We start from the raw sequence: 16,021 nt of genomic DNA, 5'->3' as shown, positions 1-16,021 counted from the left end.
CCTCAGTCTGCCGCGACCCGCGCCGTGAACAGCTGACGCACCCCCGGCTCGGCCCGCAACAGCCCCAACGCCAGCTCCGCGTGCCCCGGCACGTACCCGTTGCCCACCAGCATCGTCACGTCCGCCGCCAGCCCTTCCGCGCCCAACGCCGCCGCGGAGAAACTCGTCGCCATCGAGAAGAAGATCACCGTGCCGCCGTCCGCGGTGGCCAGCACCGCGCCGTGCTCACACCCCGGCACGTCCACGCACACCACTGTGACGTCCGCCGGTGCCCCCAGGGCGGTCGTCACCGCCGTAGACAACCCCACCGGGTCCCGCGCGTCGGCCAACGCCACCACCGAGGCCAGGCCGGCGGCCGTCAGCGCGTCGCGCTCGGCCGCCACCGGCACCACCCCGACGGTACGCGCGGCGCCCACCCGCCGCGCCGCGGCGAGGGACAGCGACCCGCTCTTGCCCGCCCCGCCGATCACCGCGACGCGCACCGGCGTCGGGTCACCGACGCGACGACGGTCCTCCACGTAGCGCGACACCACCCGCGCGGTCAGCGCGGGCGCCCCGCACACGTCCAGCACCGCCAGGGACAACTGCGGGTCCTCGTCGTCGGGCAGCACCGCGGCGATGGAACGGGCGAACAGGATCGCCCACCCGTCACAGGGCACCTGCTCGCTGCGCCCGTCCCACCGCGCCAGCCCGTCGGTCACCACCAGCGGGGTCAGCGTCAACGACACCAACGTCGCGACCCGCTCCCCCACCTTCAGCCCGAGCGGGGAACGCCGACCGGCCTCTTCGACCGTGCCGATCAACATCCCGCCGGAACCGGTCACCGGGTTCTGCATCTTCCCCCGGGTGGAGATGATCTCCAGAACCTCGGCGCGGACCGCGTCGCCGTTGCCGCCGTGCTTCTCCGACAACTGCCGGAAGCTCGCCGCGTCCAGGTTCAGCCGCTGCACCCGGATCCGCACCTCGTTCGGCGCGATCGCCGCCGACGCGTCCAGGCGCCAGGCCGCCTGCGGCAGCACCCCCGCCGGTTGCACGACGCGGTGCAGTCCCACCGGTGACGTCACGCCGACCTCCCCTTGTCCAGCCGCTCGAAGCCCCGGTCAAGGCTCGCGTAACGGGAAAACTTACGGCAGACTAGTTTCTGTACCGAATATTTTCCAGTAGCCTTCGGGCTTCGATGATCAGCCGCAACACCGAGGAGGGGCCGTGACCCAGACCCAACCGGTTGAGACCATCCCTCAACCCCGTCACGCCCCGGTCGCCGTACCGACCGCCGGGCAGCCCTACGAATACCACCGCCGCCCCCTGGTCGAACCCGACTGGACCCGGTTCCCCGGCTGGCGCCACGTCACCCGCGACCAGTGGGAATCCGCCCAGTGGCAGCGCGTCAACTGCGTCAAGAACATCAAGCAGCTCCGCGCCGTCTTCGGCGACCTCATCGACGACACCTTCTACACCGACCTCGAGGCCGACCAGCTGGCCCTGGCCACCATGTCGATGCTGGTGCCACCACAAATGATCAACACGATGGTGCCGTTCGCGCCCCTCACCACCGAGGCGCTGCTCGCCGACCCCATCCGCCGCTACATGATCCCGGTCGCCTCCGACCGCCGCACCGACTGGCCGTCACACCCCTACGCCAGCCGCGACAGCCTGCACGAGCACGACATGTGGGTCGCCGAAGGCCTCACCCACCGCTACCCCACCAAGGTCCTCGCCGAGCTGCTCTCCACCTGCCCCCAGTACTGCGGGCACTGCACCCGGATGGACCTCGTCGGCAACTCCACCCCCGCCGTCGACAAACTCAAGCTCACCCTCAAGCCCGTCGACCGCTACGACGCCCACATCGCATACCTCAAGGCCCACCCCGGCGTCCGCGACGTCGTCGTCTCCGGCGGAGACGTCGCCAACGTCCCCTGGCGCAACCTCGAGTCCTACCTCATGCGACTGCTGGAACTGGAGACGGTCCGCGACATCCGGCTCGCCACCAAGGCCCTCATGGGTCTCCCCCAGCACTGGCTCCAGCCCGACGTGGTCCAGGGCCTCGAACGCGTCGCCCGCACCGCCGCCCGCCGAGGCGTCAACCTCGCCATCCACACCCACGTCAACCACGCCCAGTCGCTCACCCCACTGGTCGCCAAAGCCGCCCAGACCGCCCTCGACGTCGGCGTCCGCGACGTCCGCAACCAGGGCGTGCTCATGCGCGGCGTCAACGCCACCACCCCCGAGCTGCTCGACCTCTGCTTCGCGCTCCAGGGCGAAGCCGGGATCCTGCCGTACTACTTCTACATGTGCGACATGATCCCCAACGCCGAACACTGGCGGGTCCCCGTCTGGCACGCCCAGCAGCTCCAGCACGACATCATGGGCTACCTCCCCGGCTACGCCACCCCCCGGATCGTCTGCGACGTCCCCTTCGTCGGCAAGCGCTGGGTGCACATGCTCACCGACTACGACCGCGAACGCGGCATCTCCTACTGGACGAAGAACTACCGCACCTCCATCGAGTCCGCCGACCTGGAGGCGCTCAACAAGCGCTACGCCTACTACGACCCGATCGACACCCTGCCCGCCGACGGCCAGCAGTGGTGGAACGACCACCGCGACGACTGACCCACCGACGACGACACCCCCGGGGAGACCACCCCGGGGGTGTCGCGCACTCCGTGGTCAGGCGCAGCCCAGACCCTGCGAATAGCTGGCCCGCAACGTCCCGGCCGCGATCTCGTCGGCGTACTCCCAGAACACCTCCGGCCAGTCGCCGGCCTTGTCCATGTCCCGCAGCACCCGCCACCCATGACTGCTCCGCAGCGCCTCGACGGCCCGCCGCACCCCGGCCTCGTCCCCGCTCGCCCTCGCCCGCTGCCACTCAGCGATCCACCCGCAACCCACCCGCGACGTCACAGCGGCACCGAACTGATAGCGATCGTTGATGCCGACATCAACCAGGGTCGCGACGTCGAAGCCCGGCGGGAGCGGCACGTCGGCGAGCACCTCGGCCGCCCGCGCCACCGCCCGCTCGGGAATGACGATCTCCGGCGGAAGCGCACCCAACCACGTACGCGCATCCGCCCGGACCACATTGCCGAGGACCCGGGCAAACTCCTTCCGGGACCAGTCACCCCCGGTACGCAACTCGACGAAGACCCCGTCACGGGGACGGAGCAACACCTCGAAGTCCCTCGCGGAATACTCGAACTGGTCACCCGGCCAGCCATCGACCTGCACAGCCTTCGGACGACTGACGCGGAGCCGGTCGGCGTAACGGTCGACGTAACCGTCAGCCGGATACCAGTCGAACTCCAACTCGCGTCCACCGTTGCGAAACGTGATGGTGCCCGCCTCCTGGGTGAACCCGTACACGGTGGTCGCCTTCCAGCCGGGCTGGTTGATCAGCAGCCGCGGATTCTTCTCCGCGGCCCGCATCGCCACCGGCGAGTAGACGACCGGAGCACCGGCGCTGGGAGCGGAAGCCACCTCCCCTACCTCTTCGGGCTCGCCCGGCAGAACAGAGACGGCCAGGACGCCGGCGAGGACCACGACCGCCGCCGCCGCCACGCCAGCGAAGCGACGCACTCTCGGTTGCCGTCGCGGTGGTTCCACGAACCGACCGAGCGTCGACTCGGACATGATCTCCCCCAGGAGGGTCTGCTTCACCCCGTCGAGCTGTCCAACGAGGTCCAACCGAGCGGGATCGGCCTCTCGAACCAGCCGGTCAAAATGTTCCTCGGTCATCTCTGCTCCTTCCGGGTCGCTGCGGTCAGCACGTCGAGTACATGTCCAGGCGGCCCGAGGTCGTCACCGACCATCTCCCGCAGCCTGGCCCGCGCACGCGACAGCCGTGTCCGCACCACGGCGGGACCGACCCCGAGGACCGCGGCCACCTCGCGCGGCTGCAAGCCCTCCCACACGGTGAGCATCAACACCTCACGGTCCAGCTCACCCAGACCCGCCAACGCCACCCGGACAGCGAGCCGCTCGGGCACCTCACTGCCCGGATCGGCGGCGACCGCGACGGCGATCTGCTCACGCAGCCGCTCACCCAGCCGCTGGCGGCGAACCCCACCCCGGTGATGATTGGCCAACACCCGCCGGGCCACCCCGTACAGCCAGAGCCGAGCCTCATCGTCGACCGGAATGTCATGCCTGCGCCGCCACGCGACCAGGAAGGTCTCCGCGACGACGTCCGCCGCGTCCTCGGGATGCGCGACACGCCTCAGCGCGTACGCCAACAGCGGCTCGAAGTGCCCAAGGTAGACGCGCCGGAAGCGGTCCTCGTAGTACTCAATGCCGGAGCTCACATCCACTCCATGTCCGGTAGGACCCCAACCGTGACAGGTCGGGCGAGCCCGTTTCCCCGTAGCTCGGCCCGGCCGCTCGCCTGGCGCGCACAGTGCCGCACCGGCGCGACGGGCGGTCAGGTGGTCAACACCTCGGACAACGGCGCCGGCACCAGCCCTCGCTCACGCAACCCGTCCAGGATGTGCGGCAACGCCTCGTCGGTCATCGCGGCATTCGCCTCGGTCACGTGCATGATCACCACCGACCCCGGGCGGACGTGGTCCAGCACGGCCCGCACCAGCGGCTTCCACGCGGTCGCGAAGGGATCACCGCTGACCACGTCCCCGTCGACGACCGTCACGCCCAGCGGCGCCAGAGCGTCCAGCGTCGCCACGTCGTGGCAGAGCCCCGGAAAGCGGAAGTACCGGGTCTGCCGACCCCCGTACGGCTCGATCACCTCGAACGTCTTCGCCACGTCCCCGGCCAACTCGTCGACAGGCAGCGAGGGCAGGTCGTAGCAGTCCCCGGTGAACGCCGCGTGCCCGTAGGTGTGGTTGGCCAACTCGAAGCGCGGGTTGTCGGCGATCCGCCGGGTCACGTCCGGATACCGCTGCACCCACTTGCCGGTCAGGAAGAACGTGGCCGGCACCTCCTCCCGCTCCAGCAGGTCGAGGATGCGCAGGTTGGCGTAGGACTTGACGCGACCGGCGCGCAGGCTGGCCAGCATCCCGTCGGTCATGTCCGCGTCGAAGGTCAATGCGACCTTGGCGCCGGTACGCGGGCCGTGATCCACCACCGGTGCCCGGGTCCCCACCCGCGTCGCTCCCGGGACGGCGGAGACCGTCGGCGCCGCAGTGGCGCTGGCGACGGCGGAAGGCACAGCCGAGGAGGCCGGCGAACCGACGAAGACCGGCCCGTCCGGCACGCGCGACGCTGTGCAGGCGGCGCTGCCGACGACGACCGCAGCGACCAGGACGCCACACAACGGGCGAAGCCAAGATCGAATCACGCGGCGGATCATCGCAGAAGTGAACGAGGCTCACTGTCCCTCGCGCCGCACTCCGGGCGGCCGGATCACCAGTGGTCGCCGCTGATCCACTCGGATTCACTGATACCGCGCTGTCCTACCCGCCCGGACACCCCGACATCAACAGACCCGAGTCGATCACCCGACCAGCGGGCTACGCCGACCCGCCGCGCGGCGCGTACATGATGACCGCGACGCCGAGCAGGCAGAACGCCGCGCCGGTCAGGTCCCATCGGTCCGGGCGGAAGCCGTCCACCACCATCGCCCAGGCCAATGAACCGGCCACGAACACCCCGCCGTACGCGGCCAGGATCCGGCCGAAGTTCGAATCCGGCTGGAACGTCGCCACGAACCCGTAACAGCCCAGCGCGACCACCCCGGCGGCGATCCACCACAGGCCACGATGCTCCCGCCAGCCCTGCCAGATCAGCCAGGCGCCACCGATCTCGGCCAGCGCGGCCAACGCGAACAACACCAGCGAACGGAGCACTGTCACCCGGCGAGACTAGCCGCCACACCAGCGGGTCCCCGGGCGACGATGCGCCCGGGGACCCGTGAACCGCTCAGGTCACTTGTTGAATGAGTCCTTCACGTTGCGACCGGCGTCCTTGACGTTCTGACCGGCCTGCTTGGCGCGCGCGTCGCTCTGCTGGCTGGCGCCCTCGCCACGCATCCGCTCGTTGTCGGTCATGTCGCCCATGCGCTCCCGCGCGGCGCCGGCCATCTGCTCGACCTTGTTCTTTGCCTTCTCGGTGAAGCTCATCGCGCCTCCTCGGTCTGGCGATTGTCCCCGCACGCTTGCCCGCTCTCCCGGTGCCGAAACCGGCGGTGCCGGTCGGCACACCCGCTAGGGCATCCTAGGAAGATAGGTTGAGGGTGGGCGCATGCCGACCCTCGGCCACGGTGGTTAACTGGCCGCATGGGAGAGCTCCTGCTGATCCGGCACGGCGAGACCACGTGGAGCGCCAGCCTGCGGCACACCTCGTACACCGACCTGGAGCTGACCCCCGACGGCGAGCGACAGGCGCGCACCCTCGCCGCGTTCCTGGCCGGCCGGCGCTTCGTGACAGTGCTGGCCAGCCCTCGCTCCCGGGCGCTGCGCACCGCGCAGCTGGCCGGCCTCACCGTCGAAGCCGTCGACGAGGACCTCAGCGAGTGGAACTACGGCGAGTACGAGGGCCGCACCACCGTCGACATCCACGCCGACCAGCCGCACTGGAACATCTGGACCGACGGCTGCCCCGGCGGCGAGTCACCCGCGCAGGTGGGCGAACGGCTCGACCGGGTGCTGGCCCGCGTCACCCCGCTGCTCGACCGCGGCACCGTCGCGCTCGTCGGTCACGCGCACAGTCTGCGGGTGCTCGGCGCCCGCTGGATCGGCCTGCCCCCGTCCGCCGGCGGACGGCTCCGCCTGGAGACCGCCACGGTCAGCGCACTCGGTCACGAGCACGGCCGACAGGTCATCCTGCGGTGGAACCAGCCGGCTCCTCCGGCGCCCGGGACCGCGACCGACTCGGCACCGCGGCACTGATCTTCGGCGGCCGGTTCTCGTACGGGGTGGACAGCACCACAGTGGTCCGCGTCGTGACGTTCGCCGAGGTGCGGATCTCCTGCAACACCCGCTCCAGGTCGGCCGGACTGGCCACCCGCACCAGCAGCATGTAGAAGTCCTCCCCCGCCACCGAGTAGCAGGAGTCGATCTCGGGTAGGTGGGACAGCCGCTCCGGCGCGTCGTCCGGCTGCGACGGGTCGAACGGGCGGATCGCCACGAACGCGGTCAGCGGCAGGTCCAGCGCCTCGAACGAGACCCGGGCGGCGTACCCCTTGATCACCCCGCGCTGCTCCAGCCGGCGCACCCGCTGGTGCACCGCGGACACCGACAGGCCCACCTTCTCGGCCAGGTCGGTGTACGACAGACGGCCGTCGGCGGTCAGCGCGGCGACGATAGCGCGGTCGATCTCCTCCACGGCGTGCAACCTACCGGGAAAACCGCCCGACTGCGACGCAGCGCCCGACGCGGCCACGCGGGCGGTGGGCCACGGCGAACCACCGCAGCCCCACCACCACGCGCCGTCCTCAGCCCTGGGCGAGCGCCCGGGAGATCACCAGACGCTGGATCTGGTTGGTGCCCTCCACGATCTGCAACACCTTGGCCTCACGCATGTACCGCTCCACCGGGTGATCGGCCACGTAGCCCGCGCCGCCGAGCACCTGCACCGCGTCGGTGGTCACCCGCATCGCCATGTCGGTGGCGAAGAGCTTCGCCTTGGCCGCCTCGATCGCGTACGGGCGACCCGCGTCCCGCAACCGGGCCGCCGCGAGGGTCAGCGCACGGGCGGCGGAGATCTGGGTGGCCGCGTCGGCCAGGAGGAAGCCGAGGCCCTGGAAATCGATGATGGACCGACCGAACTGCTGTCGCTCCCGGGCGTAGGAGACCGCGTAGTCCAGGGCCGCCTGGGCCAGCCCGACCGCGCACGCCGCGATGCCCAACCGGCCGGAGTCCAGCGCGGACATGGCGATGGTGAAGCCCACGCCCTCGCCGCCGATCAACCGGTCGGCCGGCACCCGTGCCTCGTCGAAGGCGATCTGCGCCACCGGGGAGGAGCGCAGACCCATCGTCCGCTCGGCCGCCTGCGGGGCGATGCCAGGGGTGCCCGCGTCGGCGAGCAGGCAGGAGATCCCCTTCGGGCCGGGGCCGCCGGTGCGGCAGAAGACGTTGAAGAAGTCGGCGGTCTGCGCGTGGGTGATCCACGCCTTGGTGCCGGAGACCAGGTACGCGTCCCCGTCCCGGACCGCCCGGGTGCTCAGCGACGCCGCGTCGGAGCCGCCCTGCGGCTCGGAGAGGCAGTAGGCGCCCAGCAACTCGCCACCGAGCATGTCCGGCAACAGCTTGCGCTGCTCGTCGCTGCCGAACGCCGCCACCGGGTAGCAGGACAGGGTGTGCACGCTGACCGCCTCGGCGACCGCGAGCCACCGGCTGGCCAGGATCTCCAGCACCTGCAGGTACACCTCGTACGGCTGGGCCGCGCCGCCGTACTCCTCGGGGTAGGGCAGGCCGAGCAGGCCGGCGCGGCCCAGCGTGCGCAGCACCTCGCGGGGGAACTCGGCGCGTTCCTCGAAGGCCGCGGCCTTCGGCGCGAGCTCGCGGTCGGCGAGCTCGGTGGCGAGACCCAGCAGGTCGTGGGCCTCGTCGGTGGGGAGGATCCGGTCGACAGTCATAGCGCGATGAGCTCCGTGGGGGTGGTGTTGAGCCGTTGCACGCCGTCCGTTGTGCAGACGACGATGTCCTCGATACGGGCGCCGTGTCGGCCCGCCAGGTAGATCCCCGGTTCGATAGAGAACGCCATGCCGGCCTCCAGGGGCTGGTCGTTGCCGGCCACCAGGTAGGGCTCCTCGTGACCGTCGAGACCGATGCCGTGCCCGGTGCGGTGCAGGAACGCGGGGCCGTAGCCGGCGGCGGCGATCGGCTCCCGCGCCGCGGCGTCGGCCGCCGCGCCGGTGACCCCGGGCCGCACTGCCGCGACCGCCGCGCGCTGGGCGTCGCGCAGCACGGTGTAGTAGTCCAGGAAGTCGGCCGGCGCGGGCCCGCCCACCAGGTAGGTGCGGGTGCAGTCCGAGCGGTAGCCCGAGGGCATCGTGCCGCCGATGTCGACCACCACCGGCTCTCCGACGCCGATCGGCCGGTCCGAGGTGCCGTGGTGCGGGCTGGCCCCGTTCGGGCCAGCCGCCACGATGACGAAGTCGACGCTGACGTGCCCGGCGGCCCGGATCGCCGCGGCGATGTCCGTCGCGACCTCGGCCTCGGTGCGGCCGGGGCGCAGCCACTCGCCCATCCGCAGGTGCACCTCGTCGATGGCCGCGCCGGCCTCGGCCAGCGCCGCCACCTCCGCGCGGGACTTGCGGATCCGCAGCTCACGCAGCACCTCCCCGGCCAGCCGCTGCGTTGCGCCGGGAAGCGCGGCGCGCAGCGCGAGGACCTGCTCGGCCCACATCCGGTCGGCCAGCCCCACCGCCGCCGGCGGGCCGTCGAGGGCGGCGACCACCAGGGGGTACGGGTCGGCGCCGTCAACGTGGTCGACGATGCGGACCCCGGTGGCGGGCGCGGGGGACGCCTCCGCCGCCGGGCGTTCCAGCCGGGGCACGATCAGGGTCGGCTCGCCCTCGGCGGGCAGCACCAGGCAGGTCAGCCGCTCCCCCGCGTGGGCGTCGTAGCCGGTCAGGTAGCGCAGGTCGGAGCCCGGGGTGAGCAGCAGGGCGTCCAGGCCGGCGGCGGCGGTGGCGCGCTGCGCGGCGATCAGCCGATCCGGCGGATACAGCTCGTCGATTCCCACCCCGTCAGCTTAACGGTCGTTTGGGCAAACCCCATATCGACACCGATCGTCGGAAAATCCATCGACGTTGATTGACGCGCACAGTTAACACTCTTTAAGATTTGGCTGCCTCGAGGCCCACCCGTCCCTGCGTCCCCCGCACCTCCCGCCCGCGACAACCCTGCGCGGGTGGGCGTCGTCCCCCGCCCACGGGAAGGCCCCCGATGTCCTCACCACTGCGCCGCGCCCTCACCGCCGGCCTCCTCGCGCTGGCCACCGCCGGCGCCACCCTCGCCATCACCCCCACCGCCGCGCAGGCCGTGGTGCTGCCGAACAACTTCAAGAGCGTCGGCTACATGCCCTCCTGGGCCGGCAACGTCAACACCATCCAGTACAACAAGCTCACCCACATCAACTACGCGTTCGTGCTGCCCAACAACGACGGCAGCCTCCGTGCGGTCGAGAACCCGAGCAAGCTCTCCTCGCTGGTCTCCCTCGCGCACGCCAACAACGTCAAGGTGTCGATCGCCGTCGGCGGCTGGAACGACGGCAACGACTCGGCCTTCGAGGCCCTGGCCGCCAACTCCGGCAGCCGGACCACCTTCGTCAACAACCTGGTCAACTTCGTCAACCAGTACAACCTGGACGGCGTCGACATGGACTGGGAATACCCCGACCCGGGCGCCTCGGCCAACAACTACACGGCGCTCATGACGCAGCTCGGCAGCGCGATGCACAGCCGCGGCAAACTGCTCACCGCCGCCGTGGTCTCCGAGGGTTACTCCGTCGACGGCGTGCAGACCGCCGTGTTCAACCAGGTCGACTGGCTCAACATCATGGCGTACGACGGCGGCAGCCCGCACGCCAACTACGACTGGTCGATCAACAGCATCAACCTGTGGAAGGCCCGGGGCCTGCCGGCCAGCAAGGCCGTGCTCGGCATCCCGTTCTACAGCCGCCCCGGCTACTTCACCTACTCCGCACTGGTCGCGCTGGACCCGGCCAACGCCAACCGGGACTGCACCACGGCCGGTGGCGCACAGCAGTGCTACAACGGCATCCCGACGGTCAAGCGCAAGACGCAGTGGGCACTCGCCAACGCCGGCGGCGTGATGAACTGGGAGCTGTCGCAGGACACCACCGGGTCGACCTCGCTGGTCAGCGCGATGTACGACACGATCATGGGTGGCACCACCCCGCCGCCGACCGGCCGCACCGGGCGGATCACCGGCATCGGCGGCAAGTGCGTCGACGTGGCCTCGGCGAGCACCGCCAACGGCGCCCCGATCCAGCTGTGGGGCTGCAACGGCACCAACGCGCAGACCTGGACCGTGGCCAGCGACAGCACGCTGCGCGCCCTCGGCAAGTGCGCCGACATCACCAACGGCTCGACCGCCAACGGCGCGAAGATCCAGCTCTGGGACTGCAACGGCAGCGGCGCGCAGGTCTGGCAGTCGCAGTCCAACGGCACGCTGCGCAACCCGCAGTCGAACAAGTGCCTGGACGCCAGCGACAACAGCTCCGCCGACGGCACCCGGCTGCAGATCTGGGACTGCTTCGCCGGCGCCAACCAGCGCTGGACGCTCCCGGCCTGACGGTTCGGTCGCAACGATCCCCGGTCGACGCCCCCGCGTCAGCCGGGGATCGTTGCGTGCTCGCGGACCAGCATGAGCATCTCCTCCACCGAGCCGGCCGGGTCGGTGACCGGGAACTGCACGGCCCGCACCACCGCCTGCGGGTCGACCAGCAGCGTCAGCCGCTTGAACCGGGTCATCCCACCGGCGCGGAAGACGGGCAGCAGCAGCCCGGCGGCCAACCGGCCGTCCTGGTCGGACAGCAGCGGAAACGGCAGCCCGGCGTACGCGGAGAAGTCGGCGAGCTGGTCCGGTCGCTGCGTGCTGATCCCGTAGACCCGTACCCCGGCGGCCTGGAAGTCCGGGTGCCGCTTCGCGTAGGTGGTCGATTCGAGGGTGCAGCCCCGGGCACCGGGGATCTCCGACCAGGCCGGCGGATAGCCCTGCGTCCCCGGCGCATACGCCCCGGGGAAGAGGTAGAGGACGCTCCACGCGCCCGTCGCGGCCACCGACACCGGCTGACCGTCGGCACCCGGCAGCACGGCCTCGGGCAACCGCCGCCCGATCAGGTCGTGTGCCCGGCGCGCCTCGGCAGACCCGGCGTCGGCCGTCGCGGTCAACTCTCCATCACCCATCAGGTGCCTCGTCCCCCAGTCCTGCAGGGCGATCAGCACCGGTAGGAGCCCCTCGCCCTTCGCGGTGAGCAGGTAGTCGTAGCGCGGCGGGTGTCGTGAGTATGGCCGGCGCTCCAACACACCGTGCTCGACCAGCGCGCCGAGGCGCTCGGTCAGCGCCCGTCGGCTGACGCCCAGCTCGCGTTGCAACGCGTCGAAGCGGGTCGTCCCACCGGCGACGTCGCGCACGATGAGGAACGTCCACCAGTCCCCCAGTACGCCGAGCGCCTGCGCGATGCCGCAGTCCGCATCGGCAAGATCCTCTCGCCGCACCCGCTACCTCCGTTGCTCCCGCTCCGACTATAGTCCGTTCCAGTTTGGAACGCGCTGGCTCGGCGAACGGGGGACGGCAACATGCACGTCGACGAACGGGCCGGGGTGTTCTGGCGCTGGTGGACCGCCGGCACGACCAGCATGGTCGGGTCGGCGGTCGGCGCGGTGGCCCTGCCGCTCACCGCACTCACCGTCCTCGACGCCTCCGCGTTCCAGCTGGGCCTGATCGCCGCGGCCAGCTACGTCGCCTGGATCGTGATCGGGCTGCCGGCCGGAGTCATCGTGCAACGCCTGCCGCTGCGCGGCGCCCAGGTGGGCGCCGACCTGGCCCGTGCGGTCGCCGTCGCGTCCATCCCACTCGCCTGGTGGTGGGGCCACCTCACCGTCGCCCACCTGGTGGTCACCGCGCTCGTGGTCAGCTTCGCCAACGTTCTCTTCGACGTGGCCAACTCGACCTTCCTGCCCAGCATCGTCGAACGCGAGCAGTTGCAGTCCCGCAACAGCCTCACCTCAGCCACCCACGCCGCCACCCTGCTCAGCGGCCCCTCCCTCGGTGGGCTCGCCGTGCAGACACTCGGCGCGGTGCCCACCCTGCTGGTGGACTCGGTCAGCTACCTCGTCTCGGCGGCCCTGCTGCGCACCCTGCCCGCCACCCGCGTCGACGCGCCAGACCAGTGGCCCCCGATCGGTGAGCTGATCCGGGCGGGCTGGCGCTACGTCGCGCACCACCCGGTGATGGGGCCGAGCATGTGGGCCGCGACGGCGATGAACCTCGTCTGCGGCGCGCAGTTCGCGCTGCACCCGCTCTACCTGGTGCGCGAGCTGCACGCCCCGGTCGGCCTGGTCGGCGTCCTGCTCGCCGTCGAGGGGGTCGGCGCCCTGGTCGGGGCGGCGCTCACCACCCGGATCACGACACGGATCGGCACCGCCCGCGCCCTGATCGCCGCCGGATTCACCACGGTCGTCGGTGCGTTCCTGATCCCCTGGGGCACCGGGTGGCAGGCGTACGCCGCCTTCGCCGCCGGCAGCGTGGTCTTCTCCCTCGGGACGGTGGTGCTCAGCGTGACCACCCGGACCTACCGGCAGATCGCCAGCCCACCCGACCTGCTCTCCCGGGTGATGGCGACCGTGCGGTTCGTGTCCTGGGGAGCGATCCCGGTCGGCGGGCTGGTCGCCGGCGCACTGGCCGGGCCGCTGGGCGCCCGCGCCACCCTGTTCGTCTTCGCGGCGACACTGGTCTGCGCGCCGCTGGTGCTGCTGCTCTCCCCCGTCCGGCACCTGCGCGACCTCACCGACCACGACCACGGCGACGAGCCGAGCCTCCCCGCTACGTCGACGGTCGGTGTCGGGGATCGATGACCGGGCGGCTGATCAGACGCTGCCGGCGATCCGGCGCACCAGGGCCGCGTCGGTGAGGACATCGACGCTGTGCACGTACTGGTCGACCGCGCCCACCAGCGGCCGGACACGCAGCGCCGGGTCGGTCACGGCGGCACTCAGCGCGGCGGCGATCCGCTCGGCGCGCAGCACCAGGAACGGGCGGCTGTGGAACGGCCGCGCCCGGGCGCGCACCGGCACCGCGAGACGCGTCTCGTCGGTCCATCGGGCCACCGTCTCCAGAGCCTCGACCAGCCCCGCCTGACGCCGCGCCCAGTCGCCCGGGCCGAGCGCGTCGGCCAGCGCCACGACCACCGGCTCGGCGTCGTCCAGCCGGCCAAAGACCGTGCCGAGCCACTTGTCGTACGGCGGCCAACGCTGGTGCAGCAGCAGACCGAGCCGCAGGAGATCCCGGGCCAGCCCGGCGGTCACCACCCGGCTGCCCAGCTCGTCACCGACCTCGGCACACCGGCCGGGCAGGTGCTCCGCCTGGGCTATGCGGGTCCAGGCGGAGGCGAGCACGTGGCGCCACAGGTCCGTCGGATACCAGCTGACCGCCGTGCGCCGGGCCGTCAGCGCCCCACCGAGACCGTCATGGAAGACCGCGCCGCCGGTCACCTCCGCCAGCCGCTGGGTCGGGGTGGCGAGCCAGTCCGCCGTGGTGACCCCGGCGGCCGGGTCGAAGCCGAGCCGGTCGCGCCACCAGCCGGCCAGTTCGGCGACGTCGACCCCGTGCCGGCTGCCCGCCGGGTCGGAGACGCCCAGCCGCCCGTCCTCGCCGACGAAACGGGTCGGCCACCCCAGAAACTCCACCGGCAGGTCGGCGTCGAGCGCGGCGCGCAGCGCGGGGACCCGGGCCGCCTCGGCTGCCGGGACGAACAGCTGCACGCGTGGCCCCCAGTCGTGGTCGGTGGACCGCACGGTGTCCAGGCCGAGCAACTCCGAGCCGCCGTCGAGCAGTCCGGCCGCGTACGGCAGGTCGGGACACCGGCGGCGCAGGATCGGCGCGACCACCTCGTCGTGGTAGCGACGGGCCAACGTCAGGCCGGGAAGAAACGCCATACCGGCAGTCTGCGCCGCGCGGCGACCAGGCCGCACGGTCGTTTTCCGGCCCGGCGCGTCCCCCGCGGCCCTAGCCTGGGATCGGGGTCCCGCGCGGGCGACCCCGACCGGGAGGACCGACGTGGCAGGGAACGAGGCGAACCGGGCGGCGACACGCCGTCGCCGCCAACTGTGGGCGGGGGTCCTCGCGCTCGTCGGCCTGGCTCTGCTGATCATCGGGCTCACCGTCGCCGACGGCGTCGCGGCCTGGGTCGAGGTGCTGGTGGCGATCCTGCTGCTGCTGACCAGTTACGTCGTGCAGCACCTGGCCCGGCGGGAGACCGTCTACCGGCACGACGACCAGCGCTGACAGCACCGGGCGGCCGGGGGGTACCCCGGATCGTCGGACGGCTGTGCCAGGCTGTCCGGCGTGGCACACCGACCCCCGATCCTGCTGATCGACGCAGCGAGCCTCTACTTCCGGGCCTACTTCGGCATTCCGGAGTCCGCCGCCAAGGCCGAGGACGGCACCCCGGTCAACGCGGTGCGCGGTTTCCTCGACATGCTCGCCACCCTGATTCGCGTGCGGGGCGCCGACCGGATGGTCTGCGCCCTCGACTACGACTGGCGCCCGGCGTGGCGGGTCGACCTGCTGCCGTCGTACAAGGCGCACCGGGTGGCCCCGCAGGGCGGCGAGATCGTCCCGGACACGCTCTCCCCGCAGGTGCCGATGATCCTGGAGGTGCTGACCGCCGTGGGCATCACCGCGGTCGGCGCGACCGGCTACGAGGCTGACGACGTGCTCGGCACGCTCTCGGTGACCCAGCCCGGCCCGGTCGAGGTGGTCTCCGGCGACCGGGACCTGTTCCAGCTCATCGACGACACCCGGCCGGTCCGGCTGCTCTACGTGGGGCGCGGCGTCGCCAAGCTGGACGACTGCGACGACGCCGCGGTGCGGACACGCTACGGCGTCCCGGCCGACCGGTACGCCGACTTCGCCGCGCTGCGCGGCGACCCCAGCGACGGGCTGCCCGGGGTCGCCGGCGTGGGTGAGAAGACCGCCGCCCGGCTCATCGAGCGGTACGGCAGCATCGCCGGCATCCTGGCCGCACTGGACGACTCCGACTCGTCCTTCGCACCGGGCCTGCGCACCAAGCTGGCCGCGGCCCGCGACTACCTGGCCGTGGCGCCGACGGTGGTCCGGGTCGCCCTGGACGTGCCACTGCCGGAGCTGCCCACCGCGCTGCCGACCGCCCCGGTCGATCCGGAGCGGCTGCTCGACCTGGCCGGACGGTGGAACCTGGCTGGATCGGCCCGCCGCCTGGTGGACGCCCTCGCCGCCCGCGCCGACGCCTGACCGACCACCGCGCGGCTGGCGCCCGACCGATCACCGCGCGGCTGGCGCCCGACCGATCACCGCGCGGCTGGCGCCCGACCGATCACCGCGCGGCTGGCGCTTGATCA

At 71.8% G+C, this 16,021-nt stretch carries 17 protein-coding genes; 6 read left to right on the top strand and 11 right to left on the bottom strand.

Features of this window, described 5'->3' with window-relative positions:
- Positions 1-2 precede the first annotated feature (2 nt).
- Positions 3-1,064, bottom strand: coding sequence for an L-erythro-3,5-diaminohexanoate dehydrogenase (kdd, locus tag CLT68_RS21575; protein ID WP_099853450.1), 1,062 nt, complete (start codon positions 1,062-1,064; stop codon positions 3-5).
- A gap of 142 nt (positions 1,065-1,206) precedes the next feature.
- Between kdd and CLT68_RS21570 the strand changes: the two genes are divergently transcribed.
- Positions 1,207-2,613: a KamA family radical SAM protein gene (locus CLT68_RS21570; protein WP_088948155.1), complete on the top strand. Its 1,407-nt coding sequence runs from the start codon at positions 1,207-1,209 to the stop codon at positions 2,611-2,613.
- Positions 2,614-2,670: 57 nt separating this feature from the next.
- On the opposite strand, the gene CLT68_RS21565 is transcribed toward CLT68_RS21570, so the two are convergent.
- The 5 genes from CLT68_RS21565 to CLT68_RS21545 form a co-directional block, all read right to left on the bottom strand.
- Positions 2,671-3,735: a hypothetical protein gene (locus CLT68_RS21565; RefSeq protein ID WP_099853448.1), complete on the bottom strand. Its 1,065-nt coding sequence runs from the start codon at positions 3,733-3,735 to the stop codon at positions 2,671-2,673.
- A complete protein-coding gene (locus CLT68_RS21560) occupies positions 3,732-4,301 on the bottom strand; it encodes an RNA polymerase sigma factor (RefSeq protein WP_099853446.1) in 570 nt (189 codons plus the stop codon). The genes CLT68_RS21565 and CLT68_RS21560 overlap by 4 nt, the downstream gene beginning before the upstream one ends.
- A gap of 116 nt (positions 4,302-4,417) precedes the next feature.
- Positions 4,418-5,095, bottom strand: coding sequence for a polysaccharide deacetylase family protein (locus CLT68_RS21555; protein WP_486482266.1), 678 nt, complete (start codon positions 5,093-5,095; stop codon positions 4,418-4,420).
- A 367-nt stretch (positions 5,096-5,462) separates the two neighbouring features.
- Positions 5,463-5,804 (bottom strand): YnfA family protein, encoded by a 342-nt coding sequence (locus tag CLT68_RS21550; protein WP_099853444.1) that lies wholly within the window; start codon positions 5,802-5,804, stop codon positions 5,463-5,465.
- A gap of 72 nt (positions 5,805-5,876) precedes the next feature.
- A complete protein-coding gene (locus CLT68_RS21545) occupies positions 5,877-6,071 on the bottom strand; it encodes a CsbD family protein (protein ID WP_088948150.1) in 195 nt (64 codons plus the stop codon).
- A gap of 156 nt (positions 6,072-6,227) precedes the next feature.
- Here CLT68_RS21545 and CLT68_RS21540 point away from each other — a divergent pair, with 156 nt between their 5' ends.
- Complete coding sequence (locus CLT68_RS21540) at positions 6,228-6,839, top strand: histidine phosphatase family protein (protein ID WP_099853441.1); 612 nt, start codon at positions 6,228-6,230, stop codon at positions 6,837-6,839.
- Here CLT68_RS21540 and CLT68_RS21535 read toward each other — a convergent pair.
- The 3 genes from CLT68_RS21535 to CLT68_RS21525 all read right to left on the bottom strand — a co-directional run bounded on the left by CLT68_RS21535 (position 6,769) and on the right by CLT68_RS21525 (position 9,639).
- A complete protein-coding gene (locus tag CLT68_RS21535; protein WP_099853440.1) occupies positions 6,769-7,275 on the bottom strand; it encodes an Lrp/AsnC family transcriptional regulator in 507 nt (168 codons plus the stop codon). The two genes, CLT68_RS21540 and CLT68_RS21535, sit on opposite strands and share 71 nt — an antisense overlap.
- A 109-nt stretch (positions 7,276-7,384) precedes the next feature.
- Positions 7,385-8,527, bottom strand: a complete 1,143-nt coding sequence (locus CLT68_RS21530) for an acyl-CoA dehydrogenase family protein (RefSeq protein ID WP_099853437.1) — start codon at positions 8,525-8,527, stop codon at positions 7,385-7,387.
- Positions 8,524-9,639 carry a M24 family metallopeptidase gene (locus CLT68_RS21525; RefSeq protein WP_099853435.1) on the bottom strand — a complete coding sequence of 372 codons (1,116 nt, stop codon included), beginning with the start codon at positions 9,637-9,639 and terminating at the stop codon, positions 8,524-8,526. Before CLT68_RS21525 ends, CLT68_RS21530 begins: the two co-directional genes overlap by 4 nt.
- A 203-nt stretch (positions 9,640-9,842) precedes the next feature.
- On the opposite strand from CLT68_RS21525, the gene CLT68_RS21520 reads away from it, so the two are divergent.
- Positions 9,843-11,213 carry a glycosyl hydrolase family 18 protein gene (locus CLT68_RS21520; protein ID WP_099853432.1) on the top strand — a complete coding sequence of 457 codons (1,371 nt, stop codon included), beginning with the start codon at positions 9,843-9,845 and terminating at the stop codon, positions 11,211-11,213.
- Positions 11,214-11,251: 38 nt separating this feature from the next.
- Here CLT68_RS21520 and CLT68_RS21515 read toward each other — a convergent pair whose 3' ends face one another.
- Positions 11,252-12,139: a winged helix-turn-helix transcriptional regulator gene (locus CLT68_RS21515; protein WP_099853429.1), complete on the bottom strand. Its 888-nt coding sequence runs from the start codon at positions 12,137-12,139 to the stop codon at positions 11,252-11,254.
- Positions 12,140-12,220: 81 nt separating this feature from the next.
- Here CLT68_RS21515 and CLT68_RS21510 point away from each other — a divergent pair, with 81 nt between their 5' ends.
- Positions 12,221-13,498 carry an MFS transporter gene (locus CLT68_RS21510; RefSeq protein WP_099853426.1) on the top strand — a complete coding sequence of 426 codons (1,278 nt, stop codon included), beginning with the start codon at positions 12,221-12,223 and terminating at the stop codon, positions 13,496-13,498.
- Between the two features lie 12 nt (positions 13,499-13,510).
- Here the strand turns inward: CLT68_RS21510 and CLT68_RS21505 are convergent, their stop codons facing one another.
- Positions 13,511-14,578, bottom strand: a complete 1,068-nt coding sequence (locus CLT68_RS21505) for a DUF4037 domain-containing protein (RefSeq protein ID WP_099853423.1) — start codon at positions 14,576-14,578, stop codon at positions 13,511-13,513.
- A gap of 121 nt (positions 14,579-14,699) precedes the next feature.
- Here CLT68_RS21505 and CLT68_RS21500 point away from each other — a divergent pair, with 121 nt between their 5' ends.
- Positions 14,700-14,927 carry a hypothetical protein gene (locus CLT68_RS21500; RefSeq protein WP_099853419.1) on the top strand — a complete coding sequence of 76 codons (228 nt, stop codon included), beginning with the start codon at positions 14,700-14,702 and terminating at the stop codon, positions 14,925-14,927.
- Positions 14,928-14,987: 60 nt separating this feature from the next.
- Entirely contained in the window at positions 14,988-15,914 is a 927-nt protein-coding gene (locus CLT68_RS21495) for a 5'-3' exonuclease (RefSeq protein WP_088948141.1), read from the top strand.
- Positions 15,915-16,021 lie beyond the last annotated feature (107 nt).

The sequence above is a fragment of the Micromonospora sp. CNZ299 genome (assembly GCF_002754415.1).
The sequence above is the reverse complement of the archived record's forward strand: the minus strand, read 5'-3'. Positions and strand labels throughout refer to the sequence as shown.